Annotated in this window: 23 protein-coding genes; 13 read left to right on the plus strand and 10 right to left on the minus strand. The window is 65.9% G+C overall.

Annotated features, from left to right (window positions below; all coding sequences use genetic code 11):
* The first annotated feature begins 75 nt into the window (after nt 1-75).
* Entirely contained in the window at nt 76-243 is a 168-nt protein-coding gene (locus AC4QBL_RS00370; protein WP_472901042.1) for a hypothetical protein, read from the plus strand.
* A 4-nt stretch (nt 244-247) separates the two neighbouring features.
* Here AC4QBL_RS00370 and AC4QBL_RS00375 read toward each other — a convergent pair whose 3' ends face one another.
* From AC4QBL_RS00375 to AC4QBL_RS00410, 8 genes are all read right to left on the minus strand, one after another.
* Nucleotides 248-886 (minus strand): glutathione S-transferase, encoded by a 639-nt coding sequence (locus tag AC4QBL_RS00375; protein ID WP_472907597.1) that lies wholly within the window; start codon nt 884-886, stop codon nt 248-250.
* Between the two features lie 28 nt (nt 887-914).
* The gene (locus AC4QBL_RS00380; RefSeq protein ID WP_472907598.1) at nt 915-1,523 is read right to left on the minus strand and encodes a hypothetical protein; all 609 of its coding nucleotides are present in this window, start codon (nt 1,521-1,523) and stop codon (nt 915-917) included.
* Between the two features lie 60 nt (nt 1,524-1,583).
* Nucleotides 1,584-2,009, minus strand: coding sequence for a BLUF domain-containing protein (locus tag AC4QBL_RS00385; protein WP_472907599.1), 426 nt, complete (start codon nt 2,007-2,009; stop codon nt 1,584-1,586).
* A 229-nt stretch (nt 2,010-2,238) separates the two neighbouring features.
* Nucleotides 2,239-3,177: a Tim44 domain-containing protein gene (locus tag AC4QBL_RS00390; protein ID WP_472907600.1), complete on the minus strand. Its 939-nt coding sequence runs from the start codon at nt 3,175-3,177 to the stop codon at nt 2,239-2,241.
* Nucleotides 3,178-3,387: 210 nt separating this feature from the next.
* Complete coding sequence (locus tag AC4QBL_RS00395) at nt 3,388-4,974, minus strand: Na/Pi cotransporter family protein (RefSeq protein ID WP_472901047.1); 1,587 nt, start codon at nt 4,972-4,974, stop codon at nt 3,388-3,390.
* Nucleotides 4,974-6,341: an SLC13 family permease gene (locus tag AC4QBL_RS00400; RefSeq protein WP_472907601.1), complete on the minus strand. Its 1,368-nt coding sequence runs from the start codon at nt 6,339-6,341 to the stop codon at nt 4,974-4,976. Before AC4QBL_RS00400 ends, AC4QBL_RS00395 begins: the two co-directional genes overlap by 1 nt.
* 88 nt (nt 6,342-6,429) lie before the next feature.
* A complete protein-coding gene (locus AC4QBL_RS00405) occupies nt 6,430-7,317 on the minus strand; it encodes a universal stress protein (protein WP_472907602.1) in 888 nt (295 codons plus the stop codon).
* Nucleotides 7,314-8,978 carry a cation:proton antiporter gene (locus tag AC4QBL_RS00410; protein ID WP_472907603.1) on the minus strand — a complete coding sequence of 555 codons (1,665 nt, stop codon included), beginning with the start codon at nt 8,976-8,978 and terminating at the stop codon, nt 7,314-7,316. Before AC4QBL_RS00410 ends, AC4QBL_RS00405 begins: the two co-directional genes overlap by 4 nt.
* 162 nt (nt 8,979-9,140) lie before the next feature.
* Here AC4QBL_RS00410 and AC4QBL_RS00415 point away from each other — a divergent pair, with 162 nt between their 5' ends.
* The 4 genes from AC4QBL_RS00415 (at nt 9,141) to AC4QBL_RS00430 (ending at nt 13,843) form a co-directional block, all read left to right on the plus strand.
* Nucleotides 9,141-9,821, plus strand: coding sequence for a TetR/AcrR family transcriptional regulator (locus AC4QBL_RS00415; protein WP_472901052.1), 681 nt, complete (start codon nt 9,141-9,143; stop codon nt 9,819-9,821).
* Nucleotides 9,818-10,726, plus strand: a complete 909-nt coding sequence (locus tag AC4QBL_RS00420) for an SDR family oxidoreductase (protein ID WP_472907604.1) — start codon at nt 9,818-9,820, stop codon at nt 10,724-10,726. The genes AC4QBL_RS00415 and AC4QBL_RS00420 overlap by 4 nt, the downstream gene beginning before the upstream one ends.
* Nucleotides 10,727-10,864: 138 nt before the next feature.
* On the plus strand, nt 10,865-12,565 hold the full coding sequence (locus AC4QBL_RS00425) for an acyl-CoA carboxylase subunit beta (protein ID WP_472907605.1): 1,701 nt from the start codon (nt 10,865-10,867) through the stop codon (nt 12,563-12,565).
* A gap of 102 nt (nt 12,566-12,667) precedes the next feature.
* Nucleotides 12,668-13,843 (plus strand): acyl-CoA dehydrogenase family protein, encoded by a 1,176-nt coding sequence (locus AC4QBL_RS00430; RefSeq protein ID WP_472907606.1) that lies wholly within the window; start codon nt 12,668-12,670, stop codon nt 13,841-13,843.
* Nucleotides 13,844-13,903: 60 nt separating this feature from the next.
* On the opposite strand, the gene AC4QBL_RS00435 is transcribed toward AC4QBL_RS00430, so the two are convergent.
* Entirely contained in the window at nt 13,904-14,941 is a 1,038-nt protein-coding gene (locus AC4QBL_RS00435; RefSeq protein WP_492131620.1) for an IS630 family transposase, read from the minus strand.
* Nucleotides 14,942-15,010: 69 nt separating this feature from the next.
* Between AC4QBL_RS00435 and AC4QBL_RS00440 the strand changes: the two genes are divergently transcribed.
* From AC4QBL_RS00440 to AC4QBL_RS00460, 5 genes are all read left to right on the plus strand, one after another.
* Complete coding sequence (locus tag AC4QBL_RS00440) at nt 15,011-15,817, plus strand: enoyl-CoA hydratase/isomerase family protein (protein ID WP_472906850.1); 807 nt, start codon at nt 15,011-15,013, stop codon at nt 15,815-15,817.
* Nucleotides 15,818-15,822: 5 nt separating this feature from the next.
* Complete coding sequence (locus AC4QBL_RS00445; protein WP_472906856.1) at nt 15,823-17,889, plus strand: ATP-binding protein; 2,067 nt, start codon at nt 15,823-15,825, stop codon at nt 17,887-17,889.
* 241 nt (nt 17,890-18,130) lie between these two features.
* The gene (locus AC4QBL_RS00450) at nt 18,131-19,297 is read left to right on the plus strand and encodes an acyl-CoA dehydrogenase family protein (protein ID WP_472906849.1); all 1,167 of its coding nucleotides are present in this window, start codon (nt 18,131-18,133) and stop codon (nt 19,295-19,297) included.
* Nucleotides 19,298-19,382: 85 nt separating this feature from the next.
* Entirely contained in the window at nt 19,383-19,865 is a 483-nt protein-coding gene (locus tag AC4QBL_RS00455; RefSeq protein WP_472901059.1) for a thioesterase family protein, read from the plus strand.
* Nucleotides 19,866-19,881: 16 nt separating this feature from the next.
* Entirely contained in the window at nt 19,882-20,310 is a 429-nt protein-coding gene (locus AC4QBL_RS00460; RefSeq protein ID WP_472906848.1) for a signal peptide prediction, read from the plus strand.
* A 321-nt stretch (nt 20,311-20,631) separates the two neighbouring features.
* Here AC4QBL_RS00460 and AC4QBL_RS00465 read toward each other — a convergent pair whose 3' ends face one another.
* Nucleotides 20,632-21,618 carry an NADPH:quinone reductase gene (locus AC4QBL_RS00465; protein WP_472906847.1) on the minus strand — a complete coding sequence of 329 codons (987 nt, stop codon included), beginning with the start codon at nt 21,616-21,618 and terminating at the stop codon, nt 20,632-20,634.
* A 306-nt stretch (nt 21,619-21,924) separates the two neighbouring features.
* Between AC4QBL_RS00465 and AC4QBL_RS00470 the strand changes: the two genes are divergently transcribed.
* From AC4QBL_RS00470 to AC4QBL_RS00480, 3 genes are read left to right on the plus strand one after another with little or no spacing between them, the layout of a single operon-like run.
* Nucleotides 21,925-22,725 (plus strand): SDR family NAD(P)-dependent oxidoreductase, encoded by an 801-nt coding sequence (locus tag AC4QBL_RS00470; protein WP_472906846.1) that lies wholly within the window; start codon nt 21,925-21,927, stop codon nt 22,723-22,725.
* Nucleotides 22,726-22,780: 55 nt separating this feature from the next.
* A complete protein-coding gene (locus AC4QBL_RS00475) occupies nt 22,781-23,563 on the plus strand; it encodes an SDR family NAD(P)-dependent oxidoreductase (RefSeq protein WP_472906845.1) in 783 nt (260 codons plus the stop codon).
* 43 nt (nt 23,564-23,606) lie between these two features.
* On the plus strand, nt 23,607-24,926 hold the full coding sequence (locus tag AC4QBL_RS00480) for an ABC transporter substrate-binding protein (RefSeq protein WP_472906844.1): 1,320 nt from the start codon (nt 23,607-23,609) through the stop codon (nt 24,924-24,926).
* Nucleotides 24,927-24,938 lie beyond the last annotated feature (12 nt).

Genomic DNA, 24,938 nt, shown 5'->3' on the forward strand with positions numbered 1-24,938 from the left:
TTTGGGACCCGCGTAAGCTCGCGGGTGATGCAGCGCACGTGTAGCCGCTGCACTCTTTTTATCAGGACGATCACCATGGACGACGACCGTTGCTGCGGCACAGGCACTTGCATCATCAACGACGAAGGCCTCTGCTGGTGCGGCCAGCAGTGGAACGGCGAGCGAATGTGCTTTCCCGAAAAGACGCCCTCAGCGCCCGCCACTGAAACCACCACAGACGCAACGGACGGCGGCGGCGATTGACGCCTTAGCCGGGAAAACGCTGCGGCGTATCGCCGGGCTGCCACACCGGGTATTTCTGCATACAGGTGGCAAACAAGGCGCTGGTTTGCCAGCCTGTCAGCCAGCGCTGGCTGGCGGGCCAGGACGATGCGGTCCACCACGCGGCGTCCACTGCGGCAAACTGCCGCACAAACGGGAACACCGCCGCATCGGCCCAGCAAGGGCCATCACCACCCAGGTGCCCACTGGCCAGCAGGGCGGCTTCCAGTGGTTCGATCAGGCAACGTATCGCTTCGTTACGGTAGGCCGCCTGTGCGCGATCGGGGTGGCGCTCGGGGTATTTGTAGCGGTCCAGCCAGTGTTTGAAGTCGCTGTCGGTGGTGCTCACCAGCTGGCGTGCCAGCGCTCCGTCGCCCCGCTGCAGCCAGCTGGCGTCGCTGGCCTGCGCCAGTGCCCAGTGCATGATGTCCAGGCTCTGCGTCAACACCCCCGCGGTTTCGGTCACCAACACCGGCACGGTGGCCTGGGGCGACACCACCAGCAGCTCCGTCGGCTTGCGTTTCAGGTCCACCTCGCGCAGTTCCACGGGCACCCCGGCCTGGCACAGCGCCAGTCGCGCCCGGATGGCGTAGGGGCAGCGGCGAAACGAATACAGAACGGGCAATGCGGGCGCCACAAGCCTGGCCCCGCTGTCAGGCCGCGCCCACCAGCGCGGTGTAGGCCTGCCGGGTTGTGGGTGACACCGCGCTCAGCACCTGTTCGTGCGACGTTTTCTGTCGAGCCAGCAAGCGTGCCGACGCGACCGCTTTGGAGCGGCAATACCAGTGGCAGGTGTGCTGGAACAAAAACAGCTCGGCCGACAGCGTGAACGCCTGTTCTTTGCGAGTCAGGCCAGCGGTATTTTGCAAAGCGCTGGCGAAACCCTTGGCGTGAATGGCCATGAGCTGGCGCAGGTCGAAGGTGGCTACGGGCAGCCAGCGGCTGGCCAGGGGCACCGCCATTGGCCAGCGCAGCACGCGGGCCTGTTCTTCACCCATGTGGGCCATGTCGGCAGCCAGGCGGCCCATCTGGTCGGCCACCGACTGCTCGGTGCTTTCCAGCATGCGCCAGATCGGTTCGCTGCGCTGGGGGTCGCTTTCGCCCAGCGCCCGCAGGTAGCCTTCGGTCAGGTTTTCCATCAGCTTTTCCAGCTGGTACTGGCGCAGATAGCCGCTGAGCAAGCCAATACGCTGGCGCTGCTCCATGTTTTTCATGGCGAAGGCGCCCACGCCCAAGGCCAGGATGATGAGGTAAGTGTCCATGCACCTATTGTCGGGCCCCGCGCAGGGCACCACGCGTCCCTTGCTGCCGCTTTCAGCCCCTCAATGGCTGCGCAGCAGGTGGTCGCGCAGGCTGAGCAGCAGTTTTTTGCCGGTGGCGTCACCGCTTTCAGCAAAAAGCTCCTGGGCGGTCAGCAGCGCATAGCCCTCCGTGGCCGTCAGTGCCAGTGCGTGGTCGCTCACAAAAGCCATGGACCAGTCGGAAAAGCTGCGTGCTTTCAGCGGGGCGTCCCAGATCTTGTCCACCGTCAGGTGCCGGCTGTCCCTGGTGATCGTTTCGTACAGGTTTGTGATGACCGCCCGTTCGCCTTCAATCAACTGGAGGAATTTGCCAGCGTGGTAGACCAGCATGCCCGTGATGCCGAGGGCTGTATTGTCCCTGCGGGACTGGACCAGCAACGCGTGCAGCTCGTGCGGCTTCAGTGGCTTGCTCGCGATGCTGGCGTAAACAATTTCGTGCAGGGCCATGGTGAGCGGCTTATTTTTGGGTGAATGGTGGTGTGCGTGACGCCATCAATATACGCCTTAAGCAGTAAGCGATGCGTCGCACCCCCCCCGTCCGTGCCTATCGATGTGTGCCCGCAACGCTTGCGCCGGCCAGACCACTGCCCTCCAACATGCAAAAAGCCCCGGCGCTGGCGCGCAGGGGCTTGAGGAACCGGCTTTGCCTGGCGCTGTGGCCAGGCGCGCAGCGGTTTTACTGCATTTGCTGAATGCCGGCGAGCAACCAGCCGCCCGAGCCCTGGCGGGGCTTGCTCAGGTGCCAGATTTCGTCAAACGTTTCGGTGGCCGCGCTGTCGCCTTCACGGGTTTCGCCGGTGAAGCGCACGCTGACCACGTAGCCGTCGGCGTTCTCTTCCACGTCGATCACGTCACCGTCGATGCGCACCACGTCGGTGTGCTGCTCAGCGGCACCGCGGTCGGCCAGGTCCATTTTCAGTTCGGCAAACATTTCTGGCGTGGTGAACTGGCGCAGGTCGTCCAGGTTGCCAGCGTCGTTGGCGGCTTGCAGTCGGATGAAGTTGACCTTGGCGTTGCGCACGAAGCTGGCCACATCAAAGTCGGCTGGGATGCGGTTGCCGGAAGCAGCGTTGGCACCAATGCCTGCGCCGATCATGGAGCCGCCCGAAGCCGTGCCCGTGTAGGCCGCAGCCGGCATGGCCGCTTTGAAGGCGGGCGTTTGCTGCGAGCCACCTGCTGCGCCAGCGCCGGCGTAGGCCATGCCACCACTGGAGCCAGCCTGGGCGGCGGCGCGCTTGCGCATCACCATGCCCACCACCGCCAGCACGGCCATGATCATCAGACCGATCATGAGCATGTTGGCCAGACCTTCACCAAAGCCCAGGTGCGAGGCCAGCGCCATCAAACCAATGCCCGCCGCCAGGCCGGCGATGGGACCCATCCATTTGCTGCGGCTGGAAGCGGCAGCGGCGGCGGCCGGTGCTGCAGTCGCAGCGCCAGGAGCGGCCGATGGCGTTTGCGCAGGGGTTGCGGTGGGCGCTTTGGCCGGGGTGGCGTCGCGCTGCATGCCCAGCGACTTGCCGCCGCCCATGCGGCGAGCCGCCTCGGCATCCATGGCCACGGTGGACAGGCCCAAGGCAAACACCATGGCCAGCAGCGAAAGGGATTTCTTCATCAAGGTCTCCGGTAAAAAGGGAATAAAACGGATTGAAGGTTAAGGCACACGCGCCGCTTTAAAAAGCAGACAAATATGGATGATTTATTCGTTAAAACGGAACATTTCTGTTGAGAATTCCAGGGTAAACCCGATGGGTGCGAGCGCTGCATGGTGGGCGGTGGGCCGGCTCAGACCTGGCGCCAGGTCCGTCGCAGGCCCACAGCCTGCTTACCCGGCGGTCTGGACGTGCAGCCGGCTGCGCGCCTTCAGGGCTTGCTGCACGGCGCGCCGCAAGGCGCTGTAGCGGCCCAGCAGGGTTTCCATGTCGGCCAGCGGCAGCATGCCTGAGGCTGCCGCAGCCAGCACGGCGGCTTTCAGCGCCTGGTAGCGCGCTTCCATGGCCTGAGGGTCCAGCGCCGTGCCGGCTGGCGCCGGTTCGTCGTGGGCGCTCAGCAGTGCCTGCGTGGCCGCCACAAAGGCCTGGTGGTGCTCCATCAGCGCGGCGTCAGCGGCCGAAGGCAGTTGCAGCGGGGCCGCGGCCAGCGCCTGGCTTGCGCAGGTTGCGTAGTAGCGCTGTATGCGCAGCAGCTCAGCCAACCGTTCGCTGCCCCGGGCGGTCAGGGCCGAGCGGCTCATGCGCTCAACAAATGCCTCCACTGCGGCGTCGAGCTGGGTCATGACGGTCTGGTCGCTCACCAGCGCGGTGGGTGCGGCGCCACCCAAGGCGGCACGCGCCATGCGCACGCACAGCTGCCCGAAGCGGGTCACCTCGCGCTCCAGCGCGTCCAGCGCCAGCGTGGGCACGGCCAACACGTTGTCGTCCAGAAAGCGGGGCTGGGCTTCGTCTTCTTCGCGTGCGCGAAAGCGCTGCAGCAGCCAGCGGGTGAGGCGGTCGGCCAGCGGCCACATGAGCAACACGCCGAGCACGTTGAAGGTGGTGTGAAACAGCGCCAGCTTGGTGGCGGGGTCGGGCGGCAGCTCCAGCGCTTCGCGTGCGGTGGTCAAGGCGGCAATGAGCCAGGGCAACAGCAGCAGCGCCACCGTGCCGGTGAGCAGGTTGAAGATCACGTGGGCGGCGGCGGTGCGCCGGGCGTTGGGCGTGGCGCCAATGCCCGCCAGAGCGGTGGTCACCGCGCTGCCGATGTTGGCGCCGATCACCACCGCTGCAGCGCCTTGCGGGCCAATGAGCCCGCTCTGGGCGGCCGCCAGGGTGATGGTCATGGCCGCGCTGGACGACTGCATCAGCACCGTCATCAGCAGGCCAATGCCCAGCTGGGTCAGCACCGAAAGCGCGTCGGTGCCCTGCGGCAGGCTGATCTGGTCGCCCAGGCCCACAAAAGCCTGTTGCAGCAGGCCAATGCCCATGAACAGCAGGCCAAAGCCGGCCAGCGCCGTGCCCAGCGCGCCGCGCCGCTGGTGTTCACCGGCCAGGCGCATCACTGCGCCGAGTCCCACCAGCGGCAGCGCCAGCGCCTCCACGCTGAACTTCAGGCCCACCAGCGCCACGATCCAGCTGGTCATGGTGGTGCCCACGTTGGCGCCAAACACCACCCACACCGCGGGCGCCAGCCCCAACAGGCCGGCGTTGACAAAACCGATGGCGGCCACGCCCACCGCGGTGGACGACTGCACCATGGCCGTGACCAGTGCGCCCGACCCCAGCGCGTGCCAGCGGGTGCGTGTGGCCTTGGTCAAAATGTTGTGCAGGGCCGGGCCGGCCGCCAGCTTGAGGCCGTCGGTCATCATGGCCATGCCCAGCAGGAACAGGCCCAGGCCGCCCACCAGCAGGCTGATCGAATGCCATAGGCTGTCCATTAAAAAACCACCTCGGCCACCAGGGCAATGGCGCCAATGCACACCACGTTGAGCACCAGGCCGCAGCGCATCATGGTGGCCTGCGGCACCAGGTTGGTGGCAAACACAATGGCGTTGGGGGGCGTGGCCACGGGCAGCATGAACGCGCACGACGCCGCCACCGCGATGGCAGCCGCCAGCAGCGGCCCCGACAAGCCGAGTGCCGGCCCCACCCCCAGAAAAATCGGGATCAACAGCGCGGCGCTGGCGGTGTTGCTCACGAGCTCGGTGAGAAACACCACAAAGGCCACCACGCCCAGCAGCAGCCACAGCGCAGGCGCCCCTTGCACGGCACCCACCAGCGCGTCAGCCATGAAGGCGCTGGCGCCGCTCACCTGCATCACCTGGCTCAGCGCCAGCCCACCGCCAAACAGCAGCAGCACGCCCCAGTGCGTCTGGCGTTCGATGGTGTCCCAGTCCAGGGTGCGGCTCGCCACCAGGGCCACCAGGGCCGCGATGGCGATCCAGCTGTCCAGGTCGGCGGTGATGCCCAGCGCCTGGCCCAGCGGTGCGGAGCCGACCCAGCCAGCGGCCGTCAGACCAAAGATGGCCAGCGTGGTGCGCCGGGCGCGGGTCCATTCAAAGGCCTGCGGCTCCAGCACCATGCGTCCGCCCAGGCGCGGGCGCAGCATCAGGTAGAGCACCCCCACCATCAGCGGCATCAGCAGCGCCACCATGGGCAGGCCCAGGCGCATCCAGTCGGCAAAGCCAATGCCCGCCTGTGCCGCCGCAATGGCGTTGGGCGGGCTGCCCACCAGCGTGCCAATGCCGCCAATGCTGGCGCTGTAGGCCACGCCCAGCAGCACAAACATGCGCTCTCGCGGACCGATGCCGTCAGGCGTGTCGGCTTCGTGTTCATCGCCGTCGCGCAGCAGCCCCAGGGCCATGGGCAGCACCATGGCGGCGGTGGCGGTGTTGCTGATCCACATGGAAAGCAGCGCGGTCAGTGCAAACAGCAGCGCCACGGCGCGGGCGCGGTGCCCGGCCGCCAAGCGCAGCACGGCGTGGGCCAGGGCGCGGTCGAGCCCTTGCTGTTGCAAGGCCGCAGCCAGCGCAAAGCCGCCCAAAAACAGAAAAATGATGGGGTGCGCAAACGACGCCAGGGCCTCGCGCATGCCCATGAGCCCGGCCGCCACGGCCAGCAGCGGCACCAGCAGCGCGGTCACGCTCAGGTGCAGCGCCTGGGTCACCCACAGCGCACCGATGAGTGTGAAAAGAGCCAAGCCCGCGCGCAGCGCGCTGGGCGCCTCGACCGCCTGGTGCACCGCGGCGGCCAGCGCCACGCAGGCCAGTGCGCGCAGCAGGGGGCCGGGTGTGCTCAGCGGCATGTGCAGGCCTCCACCGAGCCGAGCGCAAAACCGTTCAAACATGGACGCGCGCCAAAGCCGGGGGCACGCAACGCGCGGTGGGAGCGCTTCATGTTGCTGTAGACACCAACACGTCGGCGCTGCCCTCGGCCAGCATGTGTTTGGTCACGCTGCCCAGCAGCAAGTCTTCGGCTGCCGACTGGCCGTGTTTGCCCAGCACCACCAGGTCGCAGTCGAGTGCCAGCTCTTGCTGGGCCATGCGCAAGGACGGGTCGCCTTCCACAATGCAAGGCTCCCAATGGCCGGCCTTGAGCCCCGCACTGGCGGCGAGTGCTTGCACCTGCTGCACGGCGTGGGTGCGGGCTTGCTGGCGGTAGTGCTCAATGGTGGTGGCGTCCACGCCGGCAAAGTGCAGTTTCTCTTCAAAGGGCACCTGAAAGGCGTTGAACAACACCAGGTGAGCATGCGGCGCCACACTGCGCGCCACCGCCAGCGCCTGCAACGACCAGGGCGAAAAGTCCAGCGCCACCATCACTCGGCGGTAAGCCGCGTGGGGCGTCTGGCGCACCACCAGCACCGGGCGCGTGGTGCGGCGCAGCAAGCGTTCGGACGTGGTGCCCAGCACCTGGCGGCGCAAAAAACCCTCGCCACGCGCGCCCAGCACCAGCAGTGCGGCGTTCAGTGCCTCGGCTTTCTGGCCAATTTCGTCCAGCACCGACCCGCTGGCCAGCACCGTGCGCGCGCTCACATGCCGCGCGGTGTGCAGATCGGCCGCAAGCTGGTCGAGTTGTTGTTGGGCGTCAGCCTCCAGCTGGGTGGCCAGCGGGTGGCTGGTGCCCAGCCACTGCCGCAGGTTGTGCAGGGCGCCACCCCGCATCACATGCATCAGCGTGAGCGGCGCACCGGTTTCATGGGCCAAGCGGGCCGCGCGCTCGGCAGCGTGCCGGGCCAGTGGCGAAAAGTCGGTCACCGCCAGGATCGGTTGCGTCGGTTTCATGGGGCTTGCTCCTTGTGGCGAATGTCGTGGGCCAGGCGTTCAGCGGCGTGGTCGGCCGCGTCGTCAAACGGGTTGAAGATGCGCTGTATGCCCGCCTCAGTCATGGCGCGGCCGTGGGCCGCATCGCGCACCACACCCGCCACCTCGCCACTGTAGCGGGCCGATTGCAAGGCGTGCAGCAGCGCGCGGTTGGACTCCCATTGCGGAAAGCTCGTGATCACCCAGCGGGCGTGCTTCAGGGGCAGGCTTTCCAGAAAATCGGCGTCTTCACCGTCGCCGAAATACACCGGCAAACCACGCGCCTGCAGCGCGCGCACGGCCTCGGGGTCAAAGTCCACGCCCACGGCTTCAATGCCGGCCGCGCGCAGTTGCACCAGCAGGCGGCTGCCGTAGCGACCCAGGCCAAACACGATCACCTCGGCGGGGTTGTTTTGCGCGGGCTGCTGTTCGGCGGCAATTTCGCGAAACGGATTTTTGCGCTCAAACACGCCCAGCCAGGGCGCCAGCCGCTCGTACAGCGGTTGCGAATACAAAATCATGTAAGTGGACAGCGTGATGGTGATCAGCCCCACCAGCGTGGTGAGGCCCAGCGCCTGCACGCCGATGTGGCCCAGCGTGATGCCCATGGCCACAAACACAATGGAGAACTCGCTGATTTGCGCCACCGTGAGCCCGGCCATGAAGCCGGTGCGCTTGCGGTAACCCATGTAACCCATGATCGCCATCACGATGAGCGGGTTGCCCACCAGCACAAACACCGACAGCACGATGGCCGGCACCACCTCGGCGCCCAGGGTGGAGAAGTCGAGCTTGGCCCCCAGGTCGATGAAGAAAAACAGAAGCAGAAAGTCGCGGATGCCGGTTAGTCGGGCGTTCATGGCTTCGCGGTAAGGCGTGGAGGCCAGCGAAAAGCCGGCCATGAAGGCGCCGGCCTCTTTGCTGAATCCGGCCCATTCGCCCAGCGCCGCCAGGGCCACACCCCAGGCAATGGCAAACACCAGCAGCAGCTCTTGCGAGCGCGCCATGGACGCCACCACCGCCGGCAGCACCCAGCGCATCAGCACATACATGAGCACCGCAGCCAGGGTCAGCCGCCAGCCCAGCGACAGCGCCACGTCCAGCAGGCCGGTGTCGCCGCCGCCATCGCCCGTGCCTCGCAGCGCGCTCATGGCCATCATGGCCACCACCACCGCCAGGTCTTGCACGATCAGAAAGCCCACCGCAATGCGCCCGTGCAGGCTGTCCAGCTCGCGCTTGTCCGAGAGCAGCTTGACGATGATGATGGTGCTGGAGAACGTGAGCGCCACCGCCACGTAGATGGCATCCATCACGTCGCGCCCCAGCGCCAGGATGATGGCAAAACCAATGACGATGGTGAACGCCAGCTGGCCCAGCCCCGTGGCCAGCGCCACCGGCCCGATGTGGCGGATGTGGTGCAGGTCCAACTTCAAACCCACCGCAAACAGCAGCACCGCCACGCCCACCTGCGCGAGCAAGTCGATCTGGTCGTGCGCCGTCACCAGCCCCAACACCGCCGGCCCCACCACCACACCGACCACGATGTAGGCGATGAGCACCGGTTGGCGCAGCCGCACAAACACCGCGCCTGCCAAGGCACAGATCAGGAGAAGGATGGCAAATTCGGTAAAAGGTCCATGCATGGTTCAATCTTATTCACAGCGTGGTCAGGGTGGCTGTGCGGTCCGGGGGCTAATTGAGGAATGTCAAGGCTGGCGCCTGTTTGTCCAGCGCGTGACAGGTGGTTTTATTTATGCAGAGCATTTGCTTGCTGAAAATAAGGAGGGCTGCTATCGTGCCCCACCATGAGCCCTGCGACCCCTGACATTGCCGCCCCCGACGCCCAACGCCGCTCGCGCGGCCGTCCGCGCAAAACCGCTGACGAGCGCGACGACGGCAACCGCCGCCAGGCGGTGCTGCACGCGGCGGCGCGCCTGTTTCGCCAGCAGGGTTTTGCCGCCACCAGCACGCGCGACATTGCCGCTGCGGCGGGCATGCGCTCGGGCTCGCCGTTTTATCACTTTGAAAACAAGGCTGCGCTGCTGGGCGCGGTGATGCAAGAAGGCATGCGCAGTGCGCTGCAACGCCAGGCCGAGGCGGTGGGCGCCGCCGCCGAAAGTGGTGCCGACGACCCGCTGCCCCTGAGCGCGCGCGAGTGCCTGCGGGTGCTGGTGCGCAGCCATTTTGAGGTGCTGCTGGGCCCCGACAGCGACTTCATTCCCGTGATGCTCTACGAATGGCGCTCGCTCAGCGAAGCGCAGCGCGCCGAGGTGAACCGCTTGAAGGCTGCTTACGAAGCCGCCTGGGTGCCGGTGTTGCAGGCACTGCACGCCAGCGGCGAACTGCAGGGCGACCCGGGGCTGGCGCGTTTGATGATTTTTGGCGCGCTGAACTGGTCGGTGCAGTGGTACGACGCGACCCGCCAGGCCACGCTGGACGACCTGACCGAAACCGCGCTTCAGCTCTTTTTGAAGGATCCGACATGAAACCCAACGCTTCAGCAGGCGGTGCATACCGCTCGGCTTTTGCGCCCGGGCTGCTGGCGCACCGGGTGGTGGTGGTCACGGGCGGTGGCTCGGGCATTGGGCGCTGCACCGCGCACGAACTGGCCAGCCTGGGCGCCCATGTGGTGCTGATCGGGCGCAGCCTGACCAAACTGCAAGACACGGCCGGCGAGATCGTGGCCGACGGTGGTCGCGCCAGTTTTCACAGCTGCGACATCCGACAGGAAGACGCGGTGCGCACCGTGGTCACGGCCATCGTGGCGGCGCACGGGCGCATTGATGCGCTCGTGAACAACGCCGGCGGGCAGTACATCACCCCGCTGGAAAACATCAGCGCCAAGGGCTGGCAGGCGGTGATCGACACCAACCTCACCGGCGGCTTTCTGATGGCGCGCGAATGCTATGTGCAAAGCATGCAGGCGCATGGCGGATCCATCGTCAACATCGTGGCCGACATGTGGGGCTCCATGCCCGGCATGGGCCACAGCGGCGCGGCGCGTGCGGGCATGGTGAGCTTCACCGAAACGGCGGCCCTGGAATGGGCGCGCAGCGGCGTGCGGGTGAACGCCGTGGCGCCGGGTTACATCGCGTCCAGTGGCATGGATCACTACCCGCCCGAGGCCGGCGACATGCTGCGCGAGATGCGCAGCACCGTGCCCGCCGGGCGCTTTGGCAACGAGGCCGAGACGTCCGCTGCCATTGTGTTTTTGCTCTCGCCGGCGGCCAGCTTCATCAGCGGCAGCGTGCTGCGCGTGGACGGCGCCCGCCCCCAGGTGCGCATGGGTTGGGGCCAGGCGGCCGCGCCCGTTGAGGTGCAGACCCGCGATGCGGTGAAACCGTTTGATGGCTTTCACCGCTATGTGACGCCGAAGGTGTTTCAGGAATGAAAAATCAACAGCTCGCACTGAGCCCAACCCCGTTCGCCCTGAGCTTGTCGAAGGGCCCACCCACACCGATACCAAGGCTTCGACAGGCTCAGCCCGAACGGGGGTTTTTTCGGTTTGAGCGGAGATCGGTGGGCGCACATGTTTGAGTCTTGCTTCAACCCCCAGAGCCCGCAAGCCCAGCAACGGCGAGACGCGATGCTGGCGCGCATCGCCCAGCTGCGCGCTCTGGAAGACCGCGCCGCGCAGGCCTCGGCCAAATCGAAACCGGTGTTTGACAAGCGTGGCCAGCTGCTGCCGCGCGAGCGCCTGGCGCTGCTGCTGGACCCGGGGGCGCCGTTTGTGCCCCTGTGTTCGCTGGCTGGTTTTTTGCAAGACAAACCAGACCCCGACAGGTCGGTGCCCGGCGGCGGCATGCTGGCGGGCATGGGTTTCATCAGCGGCGTGCGCTGCATGGTGGTGGCCAGCGATTCGGGCATTGAAGCCGGTGCCATACAGGCGCGCGGGTTGGAAAAAATCTTGCGCGTGCAAGACATCGCGTTGGAAAACAAGCTGCCCTTTATCCATTTGGTGGAGAGCGCGGGCGCCAATCTCACCAAATACAAGGTGGAAGGCTTTGTGCTCGGCGGTGCCCTGTTTCGCAACCTGGCGCGCCATTCGGCGGCCGGCTTGCCGGTGATCACGGTGCAGCACGGTTCGGGCACCGCCGGCGGGGCTTACATGCCGGGGCTCTCGGACGTGGTGATCATGGTGCGCGGCCGCTCGCGGGCGTTTCTGGCCGGGCCACCGCTGCTCATGGCCGCCACCGGCGAGGTGGCCACCGAAGAAGAGCTGGGTGGGGCCGAAATGCACACCAGCGTGTCGGGGCTGGGGGAGTATCTGGCGGAGGATGACCGGGAGGCGCTGGGGCTGGCGCGGTCGGTGGTGAGGCGGCTGGGATGGAACGCGCAGACCCTCACCCCAACCCTCTCCCGCGAGCGGGAGAGGGGGCAAGACACGCGCGCCGGAGAAGGTGCCTCGCTCCCTCTCCCGCCTGCGGGAGAGGGCAGGGGTGAGGGTTCCCCCGATCCCACCTTCCCCGCCGAAGACATCCTGTCCCTCATGCCCGCCCACCACCGCGAGCCGGTGGACATGCGCGAGGTCATGCTGCGCATCACCGATGCGTCCGACATCCTCGAGTTCAAACCCCTCTACGGCGCCGCCACGGTGTGCGCGCAAGCCCGCATCGGCGGCCATGCGGTGGGCCTCATCAGCAACAACGGCCCGATCGACGTGGCCGGCGCCAACAAGGCCACGCACTTTATCCAGTGGATGTGCCAGCTCGGCCACCCCATCATCTACCTGCAAAACACCACCGGCTACATGGTGGGCAAAGACAGCGAGCAGGGCGGCATGATCAAACACGGCAGCAAGATGATTCAGGCCGTGACCAGCGCCACCGTGCCGCAAATCACCATCCAGTGCGGTGCGTCGTTTGGTGCGGGCAATTACGGCATGTGTGGCCGGGGCTACGCGCCCCGGTTTTTGTTCAGCTGGCCCAACGCGCGCACCGCCGTGATGGGCGGCGAGCAGGCCGCGCGCACCATGCAGATCGTGGCCGAGGCCGGCATGGCGCGCAAAGGCATCACGCCCGACCCGGCACAGATGCAGGCCCAGTTTGACCAGATCGTGAACGTGTTTGAAAGCCAGGCCGACGCGTTTTACACCAGCGGCCTGGTGCTGGACGATGGCGTGATCGACCCGCGCGACACGCGCGCTGTGCTGAGCTTTTGCCTGGACACCTGCGCCGAGGCCGCAGCCCACCAGCCCCGGCCCATGCAGTTTGGCGTCGCGCGAATGTAGATCCCCCCGTTCGGGCTGAGCCTGTCGAAGCCCTCGCCAACGCGTTGGTGAACCCTTCGACAAGCTCAGGGCGAACGGCCCAGTTGACCCAGGAGACCAGCCATGCAATTCACCCACGAGCACCGCGAGATCCAGAACACGCTCAAGCGCTTCATTCAGGACGAGATCAACCCCCATGTGGACGAGTGGGAAGCCGCTGAAATTTTCCCCGCGCACGAGGTGTTCAAGGGGCTGGGCCAGCTGGGCTTGCTGGGGCTCACCAAGCCCGAAGCCTTTGGCGGCGCCGGCCTGGACTACAGCTACAGCCTGGCCATGGCCGAGGCGCTGGGCCACATTGACTGCGGCGGCGTGCCCATGGCCATTGGCGTGCAGACCGACATGGCCACGCCCGCGCTCGCCCGCTTTGGCAGCGACGAACTGCGCGCCCAGTTTCTGGCCCCGGCCATTGCCGGCGATGCGGTGGGCTGCATTGGCGTGAGCGAGCCCGCCGCCGGCAGCGACGTGGCCGGCATCAAGACCTTTGCCCGCAAAGACGGTGACGACTACGTCATCAGCGGGCAAAAAATGTGGATCACCAACAGCCTGCAGGCCGACTGGATGTGCATGCTGGTGAACACCAGCGAAGGCCCCGCGCACAAAAACAAAAGCCTGGTGATGGTGCCCATGCGCGAAAACGGCCGGCTGCTGCCCGGCATTGAAGTGGGCAAAAAGATCAAAAAAATCGGCATGAACAGCAGCGACACCGGCCTGATCTATTTCGACGAGGTGCGCGTGCCGCAGCGCTACCGCATTGGGCAAGAGGGCGCAGGCTTCATCTACCAGATGCAGCAGTTTCAGGAAGAGCGCCTGTGGTGCGCCGCCAGCACGCTGCAAAGCCTGAGCAACTGCATCCAGTGGACGGTGGACTGGGCGCACGAGCGCAAGCTGTTTGGCGCCACGCTGGCCGACCAGCAGTGGGTGCAGTTCAAGCTGGCCGAACTCAAAGCCGACGTGGAGAGCCTGCGCGCGCTCACCTACATGGCCTGCGAACACTACGTGGCCGGCGAAGACGTGACCGAATGGGCCACCATGGCCAAGCTCAAGGCCGGCCGGCTGAACCGCGTGGTGCCCGACACCTGCCTGCAGTTTTGGGGCGGCATGGGCTTCACCTGGGAAAACAAGGTTTCACGCATGTACCGCGACGGCCGTCTGGCCTCCATTGGTGGCGGGGCCGATGAGGTGATGCTCGGCATTTTGGCCAAAAGCATGGGGATGCAGAAGACCCCCCCGCGCCGTTGACGCGGCTTCCCCCCCCCCCGGTGAATGCACTTCTATCTATTGATCCGGCCCTGTGAAGTCTTAAGCTGCATATCGAACGTGACGGTCCTGGAAGTAGCTCATGACGCGCTCGGGGTTTTGCTCCAGCATCGCCATGTGATCGTTGGCCGCATCGCGTAGCTTGGCCTTGGTTCGCACCGGCACGCGCTTGCCCATCTCCTGCTTCAAGTCCGCATTGAGCCGCTCCTCTGGGTTGAGCTGTGGGCTGTAGCTGGGCAGGTAGAACAACTCGATCTTGTCCTGCCGCTCAGCCACCCAAGCCTTCACCAGCTTGCTGTGGTGGACCCGCAGGTTGTCCAGAATCAGAAAGACTTTTTTACCCGCGTCCTTGATCAAAGCTTGTAGGAATTCGATGAGCTTCTCAGCATCGAAAGCCTCGTCAATGATCATCCACCGCGTCTTGCCCTGGTTGGTCACCGTGGCAATCATGGAGAGCTTTTGACGGGTGCCGCCCACGGCCATGGCCACCGGTGTTTTGCCCGCTGGCGCGAAGCTCCTGCCGCGCACATCGGTGTTGACCAAGGCCGTCTCGTCGCCCCAGTGAATCTCGGCCCCCTCGGCCCTGGCGCGCTGCTCAATGCCGGGGTACTCGCCCTCCAACCAAGCCTGCACGGCAGCAGGGCTTTGCTCGTAAGCGCGCTTGATGGGCTTTTGCGGTGTGAAGCCCCAGCGGGTGAGGTACTTGCCGATGCTGCGCACTTGCAGCTTGATGCCAAATTCCTGTTCGATGAGCTGACCCACTGCGGCCCGGCTCCACAAGCTGAAATCCATCTTGAGCTGCTCGGGGCGTTTGTCGATGATCAGGCGCTGGATGGTGTCTTCCTGCGCCTGACCGAGCACCCGGCCATCGCCTCTGGCTCGTCCACGAACAGCGGGACGTATCGCACCCCAGCCGCCAGCGTCAAACAGATCGATAGCCGTTCGCACTGTCGGGTAGCTCAGCCCCGTCATCGTGACGATCTGCATGATCTTGGTGCCTTGTCTGTACAGCCTCACGACCTGTTTGCGTCGTTCGTGAAGTTGCTCCAGTGTCTGACTTCTTGCGCTTTCTTTTTCCATGACACTCTGATCGCGAAAATCAGACAAAGTTCAGACTTTAACGGGCCTTATCTATAACGGGTGATCTCTATGAGCAATTTTCTGGTGGTGCGGCATGGCGATGTGGAGCGCTGGACGCTGAACGATCCGGCGACCCGCAACGCCCTGAGCGACAGCATGGTGCTGGCGCTGTTTGAGGCGTGCCTGCGCGCCCAGCACGACGCGACGCTGCGCGTGGTGGTGCTCACCGGCGCGGCCGGCGCGTTTTGTGCCGGGGGCAGTCTGGGCAGTTTCGCCAGCGCCATTGGGCAGCCCTTGCCACCCGGCGAAACCGACCCGCTGCTGGCCGCCAACCGCAGCTTTGGCGACGTGTTGCACGCGCTCACCGAGCTGCCGCAGCTGCTGGTGTGCGCGGTGGACGGACCGGCCCTGGGCGGTGGCTTTGGCCTGGTGTGTTGCGCTGACCATGTGATCGCCACCGAGCGCTCGGTGCTGGGCACACCCGAGGTCACGCTGGGCCTGCCACCGGCCCAAATTGCGCCCTTTGTGTGGATGCGCCTGGGCGACGCCGCGGCCCGCCAGTGCCTGCTGCAAGGGCGCCGCTGGCTGGCTGCCGAGGCCCAGAGCCTGGGGCTGGTGAACGACCTGGCCGCCGACGGCGCGCTGGAAGCCGCACTGCACGACACCCTGCAACACCTGAACCACGCCGCACCCGGCGCCGTGGCCAGCACCAAGCGCCTGCTGCAGCGCCTGCGCGGCCGCGTGCCCGACCTGCGCGACGAAGCCGCCCTGGCCTTCGCCGCCGCCCTGCGCGGCCCGGAAGCCGAAGCCGGCCTGGTGGCCTTTGCCCGCAAGCAGCCGGCGCCGTGGGTGAACACCGGGGCGGACGGCGCATGAAACGCCTGCAGAAACTTCTCATCGCCAACCGGGGTGAGATCGCCCGCCGCGTCATCCGCACCGCCCACGCCATGGGCATCGACACCGTGGCCGTGTATTCCGACGCCGACCGCGATGCCCTGCACGTGCGCGAAGCCACCACCGCCGTGGCGCTGGGCGGCCTGAGCGCGGCCGATTCGTATCTGCGGGCAGACCTGCTGCTGGCCGCTGCACGCGCCACCGGTGCCGACGCGGTGCACCCCGGCTATGGTTTTTTGAGCGAAGACGCGGCGTTTGCCCAGGCCGTGGTGGACGCGGGGCTGGTCTGGGTTGGACCACCGCCGGCCGCCATTCGCGCGCTGGGCAGCAAGTCGGGCGCCAAGGCCCTGGCGCTGGCCCACGGCGTGCCGTGCTTGCCGGGTTACGCGGGCGCCGACCAAAGCCCCGAGGTGTTTGAGGCCGAGGCCGCGCGCCTGGGCTTTCCGCTCATGGTGAAGGCGGTGGCCGGTGGCGGCGGGCGCGGCATGCGCCTGGTGACCGACATGGCCCAGCTGCATCCCGCGCTGCACAGCGCCCGGTCAGAAGCTCTGGCCGGTTTTGGCAACGGCGACCTGCTGATCGAACGCGCCCTGCTGCGCCCGCGCCATGTGGAAGTGCAGGTGTTTGCCGACGCCCACGGCCACTGCATCCACCTGGGTGAACGCGACTGTTCGGTGCAGCGCCGGCACCAAAAAATCATTGAAGAAGCCCCGAGCCCGGCGGTGTCGCCCGCGCTGCGCGCCGAGCTGGGCCGCTGCGCCGTGGCGCTGGCGCAGGCGGCGGGGTATGTGGGCGCGGGGACGGTGGAATTTTTGCTGGAGGAGGAGTGGGCGAGGGCTTCGACAGGCTCAGCCCGAACGGAGGGTGGCTCAGCTCGAACGGAGGTGGGCTCAGCTCGAACGGAAGTGGGCTCAGCCCGAAACAGCTTCTTTTTGATGGAGATGAACACGCGCCTGCAGGTCGAGCACCCCGTCACAGAAATGCTCACCGGCCTCGACCTGGTCGAATGGCAACTGCGTATTGCGCGGGGCGAGCCGTTGCCGCTCACGCAAGACCAGGTGCGCTGGCAAGGCCATGCCATCGAAGTGCGCCTGTGCGCCGAAGACGACGACCACACGCCCCACACCGGCCGCGTGCGCCATTTCAGCGCGCCCGCCGCGGCGCCCGGCCTGCGGTTTGACCACGCGCTGGAAACCGGCAGCACCGTCACCCCGTTTTATGACGCCATGCTGGGCAAGCTCATTGCCCACGCGCCCACCCGCGCCGAAGCCATGGACCGCCTGGGCCACGCACTGGTGCACACCCAGGTGTTGGGCTTGCCCACCAACCGCGCTTTTCTGGCCAGCTGCCTGCAGCACCCGGTGTTTCGCGCGGGTGGGGCGCTCATTCCGTTTCTGGCCGACCACGGCCCCACCGTGCGCGCCGCCTTGCAGCCCACCCCCGCCGCGCGGGTGGTGGCCGCGCTGGCCGCGCTGTATGCCAACGCCACCCCAGCCGCCGCGCTGCCCAGCCCCTACGCACGCAGCCTGCGCTGGCGCGTGGGCGCCGACACCCTGGCGTTCAGCGTGCAAGAAACTGGTGGCGGCTCGGTGCGGGTGGTTTTGAACGAGCAAACCCATGTGGCCCAGGTGCAAACCGGCCTTGCGTGCGAGCGCTGCATCACGCTGGACGGCGTGGGCTGGCAGGCCCGTGCCGTGGCCCTGGGGCCGGTGGCCGGTGTGCCGTGCTGGCATGTGCAGGTCAGCGGCGGTTCACTGCCCGCAGCGCAGGCCAGCCAAGACCTGTGGCTGGACGACCTGAGCCTGGCCCCGCGCGACGGCGCTGGCGGTGCCACCGCAGGGCGCGACCTGCGTGCCCCGTTCAACGGCAAACTGCTGGCTCTGCACGCCCAGGTGGGCGACACCGTGGCACGCGGTGCACCGCTGCTGGTCATTGAGTCCATGAAGCTCGAACACACCCTGGCCGCGCCGCGCGACGGCACGGTGGAAAGCCTGCACGCTGCCGTGGGCCAGCAAGTGACGCCCGGCCAGCTGTTGGCCACCTTTGCGGTCTGATCGGCATGCCTTTCAAGGTGCTCTCACCCAGCCGCCGTGTCCGGCCCCTTCCCCCGCTGGGGGAAGGCTGGGATGGGGGCCCGCGCGCGAAAGCATCGGCAAACCACACAACACCTTTTCTTGGCCTGTGCAACGGCACCCGTAGAGCCCCCGCCCCAACCGGCCCCCAGCGGGGCAGGGAGGTATGCACAGCAGAGCCCGCCACCCGTTCACCCAACCGCTCACACCCCAGGCGCACCCCATGAGCCACCCCAGCCCCACCGACTTCACCGCCGAAGACCGCAGCGCTCTCATCGACACCGTGCGCCGCTTTGCCACCCAGGCCATTGCGCCCCACGTGAGCGCCTGGGACGACGCGGGTGAAATTCCGCGCACGCTCTACGGCGACGCCGCCCGGCTGGGCTTGCTGGGCCTGGGCTACCCCGAAGCCTTGGGCGGCACGCCCGCGCCCTGGTCGGCGCGCAACGCCATGTCGCAAACCCTGGCCCGCCACGGTGGCAGTGGCGGCGTCATGGCCAGCCTGTTTTCACACAACATTGGCTTGCCGCCCCTGCTGGCCCACGGCACGCCCGAGCAGCAGGCCGAGATCATCCCGCCCGTTTTGCGCGGTGAAAAAATCGCCGCGCTGGGCATCACCGAGCCCGGCGGCGGGTCGGACGTGGCCAGCCTGCGCACCACCGCCCGGCTCGACGGCAGCGACTACGTGGTCAACGGGGAAAAAGTGTTCATCACCTCGGGCATGCGCGCCGACTGGATCGCGCTCGCCGTGCGCACCAACCTGCAAAGCCAGGGTGCCAGCGGCATTTCCATGCTCATGGTGCCCGGCCATTTGCCCGGCATATCGCGCAGCCCGCTGCGCAAAATGGGCTGGCACTGTTCAGACACCGCCCACCTGCGGTTTGACGGCGTGCGCGTGCCCGCGCACTACCTGCTGGCGCAAGAGGGCGCCGGTTTTCGCATCATCATGGGCAACTTCAATGGCGAGCGCCTGGCCCTGGCCGCCATGGCGTTGGGTTTTGCCCAGGCCTGCTTTGACGAAGCCCTGGCCTGGGCCCGCCAACGCCACACCTTCGGCGCCGCCCTTATCGAACGCCAGGCCGTTCGCCACAAGTTCATGGACATGCAAATGCGCATCGCCAGCACCCAGGCCTGGGTGGACGCGCTGGGCGCCCGCGCCGATGCCGGCGACCAGGGAACGGATTGGGTGGCGCAGGTCTGTCTGCTCAAAAACCACGCCACCCAGACCATGCAGTTTTGTGCCGACGCCGCCGTGCAACTGCTCGGCGGCATGGGCTACATGCACGGCACCACCAGCGAGCGCATCTACCGCGAAGTCAAGGTCATGATGATCGGCGGCGGCGCCGAAGACATCATGAAAGAACTGGCCGCCCGCCAGCTGGGGCTGTAGCGCCACTCGCCAACCCTCAAAATCACGGGTTACGTTCAAAGGTGGCGCCCAGGCGCCAGCCCTCACCAATCCCCACAATGCCCGCATGACCAAAACCACCACCCCGCCTGCTGAATTTGAAGAAGCCTTCATCACCGGCCTCAAAGCCATCTTTGAAGAAAAAATCGTCTTCAACCAGGTGCTCGGCCTGAAGATCACCAGCGTGCTGCCCGAACGCGTCACCGCCCGCATCGACATGAAACCCGAGCTGGTGGGCCACTACAGCTACAACCGCATCCACGGCGGCGTCATCAGCGCCGGGCTCGACGCCATGGGCGGCCTCGCCTGCATGGCCGCCATTGGCGCGCGCCACATGGACGAAGCGCCCGAACAACGCCTGCACCGCTTCGCCAAACTCGGCACCATCGACCTGCGCATCGACTACCTGCGCCCCGGCATCGGCAGCCACTTTGAACTGCGCGCCGAAGTCATGCGCCTGGGCTCGCGCGTGGCGTCTACCCGCATGGAATTTCTGGGGCCAGACGGCAAGCTGCTGTCTTGCGGCTCGGGCGCCTACATCGTTTCTTGATGCGGATCGGTGCCCCATGCCACAACCGTTCGGGCTGACCCTGTCGAAGCCCTCACGGGGCTTCTGGGTGATGCACTGGGCCCGTGTGCTCTGGGCTGCGCCCAACACGCTCATTGGCCTGGCGCTCGGTCTGTTGCTGCTCCCGCTGGGCGCACGCATTCGCCGGATCGGCGGCGCGCTCGAAATCGCCGCTCTGCGCCAGCCACCCCGGCGCCCCTGGCCGTTCGCCGCCATCACCTTCGGCCACGTCATTTTGGGCACCCACGCGCAAGCGCTGGAACGCCTGCGCGCGCATGAGCAGGTGCACGTGCACCAGTGCGAGCGCTGGGGCCCGCTGTTTTTACCGGCTTACCTGCTGGCCGGGGCCTGGCAGGGGCTGCGTGGGCGGGATGTGTATTGGGACAACCCGTTTGAGGTGGAGGCTCGGCGGGTTGGGGGGTGTTGAGGGGCTGTTGACGGCCCCAAGCAGCCCGAGAGGTCCTGGCCAGCAACAACCGCAGTGCAGCGATTGCTGCCGTTGTTTGCTGCCAGGCCCTCTTACGCGGATTGCCACGAAGCGGCTGTTGGGGACGGCGACCGGCGCTGGCTCAAATGGCGGCTGTACGAGGTGCTGCGGTCAAAGGAATGCCGCGACACGGGCGGGGCCGAACCATGAAACCCTTCACCATTGCCTGGGCTGGTGGTACCAACCCTGAGATCCGTTCGATACATCGAACTTATCTCACTGAAGTGCACGCCGATACCGATGATGTGTATTCAAGGAAAATCAACTGGTCGACAGAACCACGTTGCCTGTGACCGCACCGCTTTCGACCGCCTGATGCGCCTCAGCAACTGATTTCAAGGGGAGCTTCATCCCTATGTTGTGCTGCAGCGCGTCGCGCCGCAGAACGTCGGTCAGTACCTCGATCGCGCGTCGGCGGTCCGAATCGCTCAGGTTGTAGACGATGAAAAAACGGACAGCAAAGTTGCGCGAGATCATCGGGAAAAACGGCAGGGTGAACTGTCTTGCGCCGCTGCCATAGACCACCCACTGACCGTTCGGACGCACAACCTCCATGTCGATGGCCGCATTCGTGGCGATGTCCATTTCGATCACCCGGTCGACCCCCTCGTCCTGTGTTTCCTCCAGCACGCGATCCACAACGTTTTCAGTGCGGTAGTTGATCGCCACATCGGCGCCTGCAGCCAGGGCCAACTCAGCCTTCACAGTCGAACTGACCGTCGAGATGACCTGACGCGCACCCAGCAAGCGCGCAAATTGCACGGCGTAGTGCCCCACCGCGCCCGCACCCCCAGCGACAAGCACCCGCTGACCTTCAACGCCGCCATCGGTCAACACGGCATGCAACGCCGTCAGCGCAGGAATGCCCAGGCACGCGCCGACTTCACCGGGCACGTTGTCAGGTAAGGGAACGGCCTGCTGTTCGGGCAAACACACCGACTCTGCTGCGGTGCCGAAAGGTCGGGCCCAGGCAGCGTTCCAGAGCCAGACCCGTTCGCCGTTTCGTGCCGAATCAACACCGGCACCCACCGCATCAATGATCCCCATGCCGTCACTGTGCGGAATGACGCGCGGAAAAGGCATCACAGGGCCGCGCGCACCAGAGCGCGCCTTCACGTCGGAAGGGTTCAGGCCGGACCACTGCAGCCGCACCCGAACCTCGCCGGGTGCGGGCTGCGGGTCGGGCACATCGCCCACCACCAGCACCTGGTCAGCGGGCCCGGTTTGTTCGTAAAAAGCCGCTTTCATCTCACGCTCCATTCGCTTGGATTGCCAACAAGAAATGCACTGTAGCGGTTACGGCAGCGCTGCTGCAGCTGGAGACATCGCTGCGCATCAAATTCGCTGATCTCAGCGTCATCTATTAGGACTTACCCTTGTGCTCATCACTTTTCACTCGGTGAAATTATGTTCGAGATGGATAGAGGGCAGAGTCATCAGGAACACATCATTCGCACCATTCCAAGACCGAACACCGGATCGAGGAAAAACAAACGACGCCTAAATATGGAAGTGGGAAAAGCCATTCCCACCGACCGGCGCAATGGAGACAACATGATTGATCTGAGTGGCAAAGTTGCGGCCGTCACAGGCGCAGCAGGCGGCATCGGCGCAGAGGTGGCTCGCACCTTGGCCAAGGCGGGGGCAAGAGTCGTCCTGGGCGACGTACAGGCCGAGCGCGGTGAGCAAGTCGCCCAGCAGATTCGCGAAGCCGGCGGCCAGGCCGTCTTCGTGGCGCACGACACGTCTATCGAAGACCAATGGATCGCATTCATCGACACCGCGCTGGACAGCTTCAGCGGACTGGACATCCTGGTCAACAACGCCGGCATCGAGCAGACCTGCTTCTTTGAAAACATCACCGTTGCCGACATCCAGAAGCTGCTCGCCGTGAACGTGACCGGCGTTCTCATCGGCCACAAACACGCGGTGCGGGCGATGAAGCCAGGCGGTCGCGCTGGCAAGGGCGGCAGCATCGTCAACCTGTCGTCGGTGGCCGGTCTGATCGGCACGCCCGGTCTGGGTGTGTACTCCGCGTCCAAGGGCGCGGTGCGTTTGTTGACCAAGGCGGCAGCGGTTGAGTTTGGCCGGCTCGGCTACGGCATTCGGGTGAACTCGATCCACCCGGGCCTGGTGGAAACCGAGATGGGCGAAAAGCTGCTCAGCGATTTCGTGAACCTCGGCATGTTCAAGGACCGCGATGACGCCTACATGCAGATGAAGGCGGCACATCCCCTGGGCATCACCGGTCTGCCCAGCGACATCGCCAACCTGGCGCTGTTCCTCGCCTCTGACCTGTCGCGCTGGATGTCGGGCGCCGAGCTCGTCGCCGATGGCGCGATGACAGTGAGCTGAATCCGGTTCATCAACATTGCCAGCCGAGCCGGCTGCAAGCCAGGAGATCCATGCCATGCATGTGCTGAAGATGTTCGACCTGAGCGGCCAAGTGGCCGTGATCACCGGTGCCGGCAACGGTCTCGGATACCAGTTCGCCGAAGCGATGGCAGAGGCAGGCGCAGATGTCGTTTGCGCCGACATCGACACGGCAAAGAACGAAACGACCGCAGCGCGCGTTGAGGCACTGGGACGCAAGGCGCTCAGCATCCGATGTGATGTCACCCGTGAAGCGGATGTGGCGAGCCTCTTCCAGGCCGCCGAGAAGGCATTCGGTCGTGTTGACATTGCATTTGCCAACGCCGGTATTGCGGACCCCGCTCCGCAGCCGCTGCACGATTACCCGACCGACAACTGGAACGCCGTCATCGCGGTCAACTTGCAGGGCGTCTTCTACACCGACCGCGAGGCGTTGAAGATCATGGTGCGCCAGCAGCGCGGCAAGCTGATCAATGTGGCTTCGATGTGGGGCCTGGCCGGAGCGTCGAGCGTGGCGCCCATCCCCGCCTACAACGCGGCCAAGGGCGCGGTGGTGAACCTGACACGCGAACTCGCACTGGAGTACGCGACGCAAAACATCCAGGTCAACGCGATCTGTCCCGGCTTCTTTCGCACCCGACTCGCGGATGGCAAGTACGACGACCCCGACTTCGTCGCCGCGATCACGGCGTTCACACCGATGGGACGCGTGGCCGACGCTAGCGAGGTCAAGGGAACGGCGCTGTACCTCGCTTCAGCAGCGTCGAGTTTCACGACCGGATTGATGCTGGTCACCGACGGTGGCTGCATGGCCAAGTAGATCCCGATAGCCTTCCTTCCCTTATCAACACCAGGAGACAACCATGAACAAAACAACCTTGAACACCACATCCCACCCGTTGCCCTCTCGGAGGACCGTGCTCGGCGCCGGTGGCGCCGTCGGCTTGGCGCTGCTGAACCCCAGCGCCATCTTCGCCCAGGGCGCCGATGGCGCCAACACGATCCGGGTCGGTTTCATCAGCCCGCGAACCGGCAGGTTGGCAGGCTTCGGCGAGGCCGACGGCTATGTGCTCGAACAGGCCCGCAATGCGTTGAAAGACGGCTTGACCGTGGGCGGCAAGAATTACGCGGTGGAGATCCTGGACCGTGACACGCAGTCCGATCCGGCCCGGGCCAGCCAGCTGGCCAAGACGCTGATCAATTCCGACAAGGTCGACCTCATTCTGGTCACATCGGCTCCCGAAACCGTGAACCCTGTTGCCGACGCTTGCGAAGGTGCGGGCGTGCCCTGCCTGTCGACCGTGGCGCCATGGGAGGTGTTTTACTTTGGTCGCGGCGCCAAGCCGGGCCAGCCCTCGCCATTCAAGTGGACCTTCCACTTCTCGTTCGGCGTCGGTGAGTTCGCCAAGTGCTACACCTCGCAGTGGGGCCAGTTGCCCAACAACAAGAAGGTGGCGGCGCTCTACCCCAACGACGCCGATGGCAACGCCATCCGCGCCAGTCTGGCGCCGGCGTTGCAAAAGGCCGGCTTCACCGTCGTCGATGCTGGCCCCTACGAGACCGGCACCACCGACTTCTCGGCGCAGATCGCGAAATTCAAGGCCGAAGGGTGCGACATCTTCAACACCTTCCCGAGCCCGCCGGACTTCGCCGCCTTCTGGCGTCAGGCTGCGCAGCAGGGTCTGGCAAAGTCATTCAAGATTGTTCAGGTCGCCAAGACGGGGCTGTTCCCGTCCACCGTGGAGGCGCTGGGGCCGCTCGGCTTCAACCTCTCCAGCGGCTGCTACTGGCACAAGACCTTCCCCTTCAAGTCACCACTGACCGGGGTGACCAGCCTGCAGCTGGCCGACGGCTACGAGAAGGCGTCGAACAAGCAGTGGAACCAGCAACTCGGTGCGTCAATGTCGCTGCTCGAAGCCGGCTTCGAAGCCTTGAAGGCCAGCACCAACCCGAAGGACAAGGCCAGCGTGGCCAAGGCGCTGGGCTCATTGGTGACCACCACCATGGTGGGCAAGATCGACTTCACCAAGGGCCCAGCCCCGGGCGTTTGCGCCACGCCGCTGATCGGTACGCAGTGGGTGAAGGCCGCTGAGGGCTCGAAGTACAAGCTTGACTACGTCATCACCGAAAACGCGGGCGATGCCGCCGTCCCGGTGGCGGCCAAGCTTCGCACCTACGCCTGAACCCACGCACGC

The organism is Hydrogenophaga sp. L99 (assembly GCF_058731905.1).

Excerpts from the sequence above, each read along its gene's own strand:
- AC4QBL_RS00410 (WP_472907603.1), bottom strand. The coding sequence starts at position 8,978 with ATGCATGGACCTTTTACCGAATTTGCCATCCTTCTCCTGATCTGTGCC.
- AC4QBL_RS00435 (WP_492131620.1), bottom strand. The coding sequence starts at position 14,941 with ATGGAAAAAGAAAGCGCAAGAAGTCAGACACTGGAGCAACTTCACGAA.
- AC4QBL_RS00415 (WP_472901052.1), top strand. The coding sequence starts at position 9,141 with ATGAGCCCTGCGACCCCTGACATTGCCGCCCCCGACGCCCAACGCCGC.
- AC4QBL_RS00450 (WP_472906849.1), top strand. The coding sequence starts at position 18,131 with ATGAGCCACCCCAGCCCCACCGACTTCACCGCCGAAGACCGCAGCGCT.
- AC4QBL_RS00455 (WP_472901059.1), top strand. The coding sequence starts at position 19,383 with ATGACCAAAACCACCACCCCGCCTGCTGAATTTGAAGAAGCCTTCATC.
- AC4QBL_RS00460 (WP_472906848.1), top strand. The coding sequence starts at position 19,882 with ATGCCACAACCGTTCGGGCTGACCCTGTCGAAGCCCTCACGGGGCTTC.
- AC4QBL_RS00430 (WP_472907606.1), top strand. The coding sequence starts at position 12,668 with ATGCAATTCACCCACGAGCACCGCGAGATCCAGAACACGCTCAAGCGC.
- AC4QBL_RS00390 (WP_472907600.1), bottom strand. The coding sequence starts at position 3,177 with ATGAAGAAATCCCTTTCGCTGCTGGCCATGGTGTTTGCCTTGGGCCTG.
- AC4QBL_RS00425 (WP_472907605.1), top strand. The coding sequence starts at position 10,865 with ATGTTTGAGTCTTGCTTCAACCCCCAGAGCCCGCAAGCCCAGCAACGG.
- AC4QBL_RS00370 (WP_472901042.1), top strand. The coding sequence starts at position 76 with ATGGACGACGACCGTTGCTGCGGCACAGGCACTTGCATCATCAACGAC.
- AC4QBL_RS00395 (WP_472901047.1), bottom strand. The coding sequence starts at position 4,974 with ATGGACAGCCTATGGCATTCGATCAGCCTGCTGGTGGGCGGCCTGGGC.
- AC4QBL_RS00465 (WP_472906847.1), bottom strand. The coding sequence starts at position 21,618 with ATGAAAGCGGCTTTTTACGAACAAACCGGGCCCGCTGACCAGGTGCTG.
- AC4QBL_RS00405 (WP_472907602.1), bottom strand. The coding sequence starts at position 7,317 with ATGAAACCGACGCAACCGATCCTGGCGGTGACCGACTTTTCGCCACTG.
- AC4QBL_RS00385 (WP_472907599.1), bottom strand. The coding sequence starts at position 2,009 with ATGGCCCTGCACGAAATTGTTTACGCCAGCATCGCGAGCAAGCCACTG.
- AC4QBL_RS00480 (WP_472906844.1), top strand. The coding sequence starts at position 23,607 with ATGAACAAAACAACCTTGAACACCACATCCCACCCGTTGCCCTCTCGG.
- AC4QBL_RS00470 (WP_472906846.1), top strand. The coding sequence starts at position 21,925 with ATGATTGATCTGAGTGGCAAAGTTGCGGCCGTCACAGGCGCAGCAGGC.
- AC4QBL_RS00400 (WP_472907601.1), bottom strand. The coding sequence starts at position 6,341 with ATGCCGCTGAGCACACCCGGCCCCCTGCTGCGCGCACTGGCCTGCGTG.
- AC4QBL_RS00440 (WP_472906850.1), top strand. The coding sequence starts at position 15,011 with ATGAGCAATTTTCTGGTGGTGCGGCATGGCGATGTGGAGCGCTGGACG.
- AC4QBL_RS00380 (WP_472907598.1), bottom strand. The coding sequence starts at position 1,523 with ATGGACACTTACCTCATCATCCTGGCCTTGGGCGTGGGCGCCTTCGCC.
- AC4QBL_RS00475 (WP_472906845.1), top strand. The coding sequence starts at position 22,781 with ATGCATGTGCTGAAGATGTTCGACCTGAGCGGCCAAGTGGCCGTGATC.
- AC4QBL_RS00420 (WP_472907604.1), top strand. The coding sequence starts at position 9,818 with ATGAAACCCAACGCTTCAGCAGGCGGTGCATACCGCTCGGCTTTTGCG.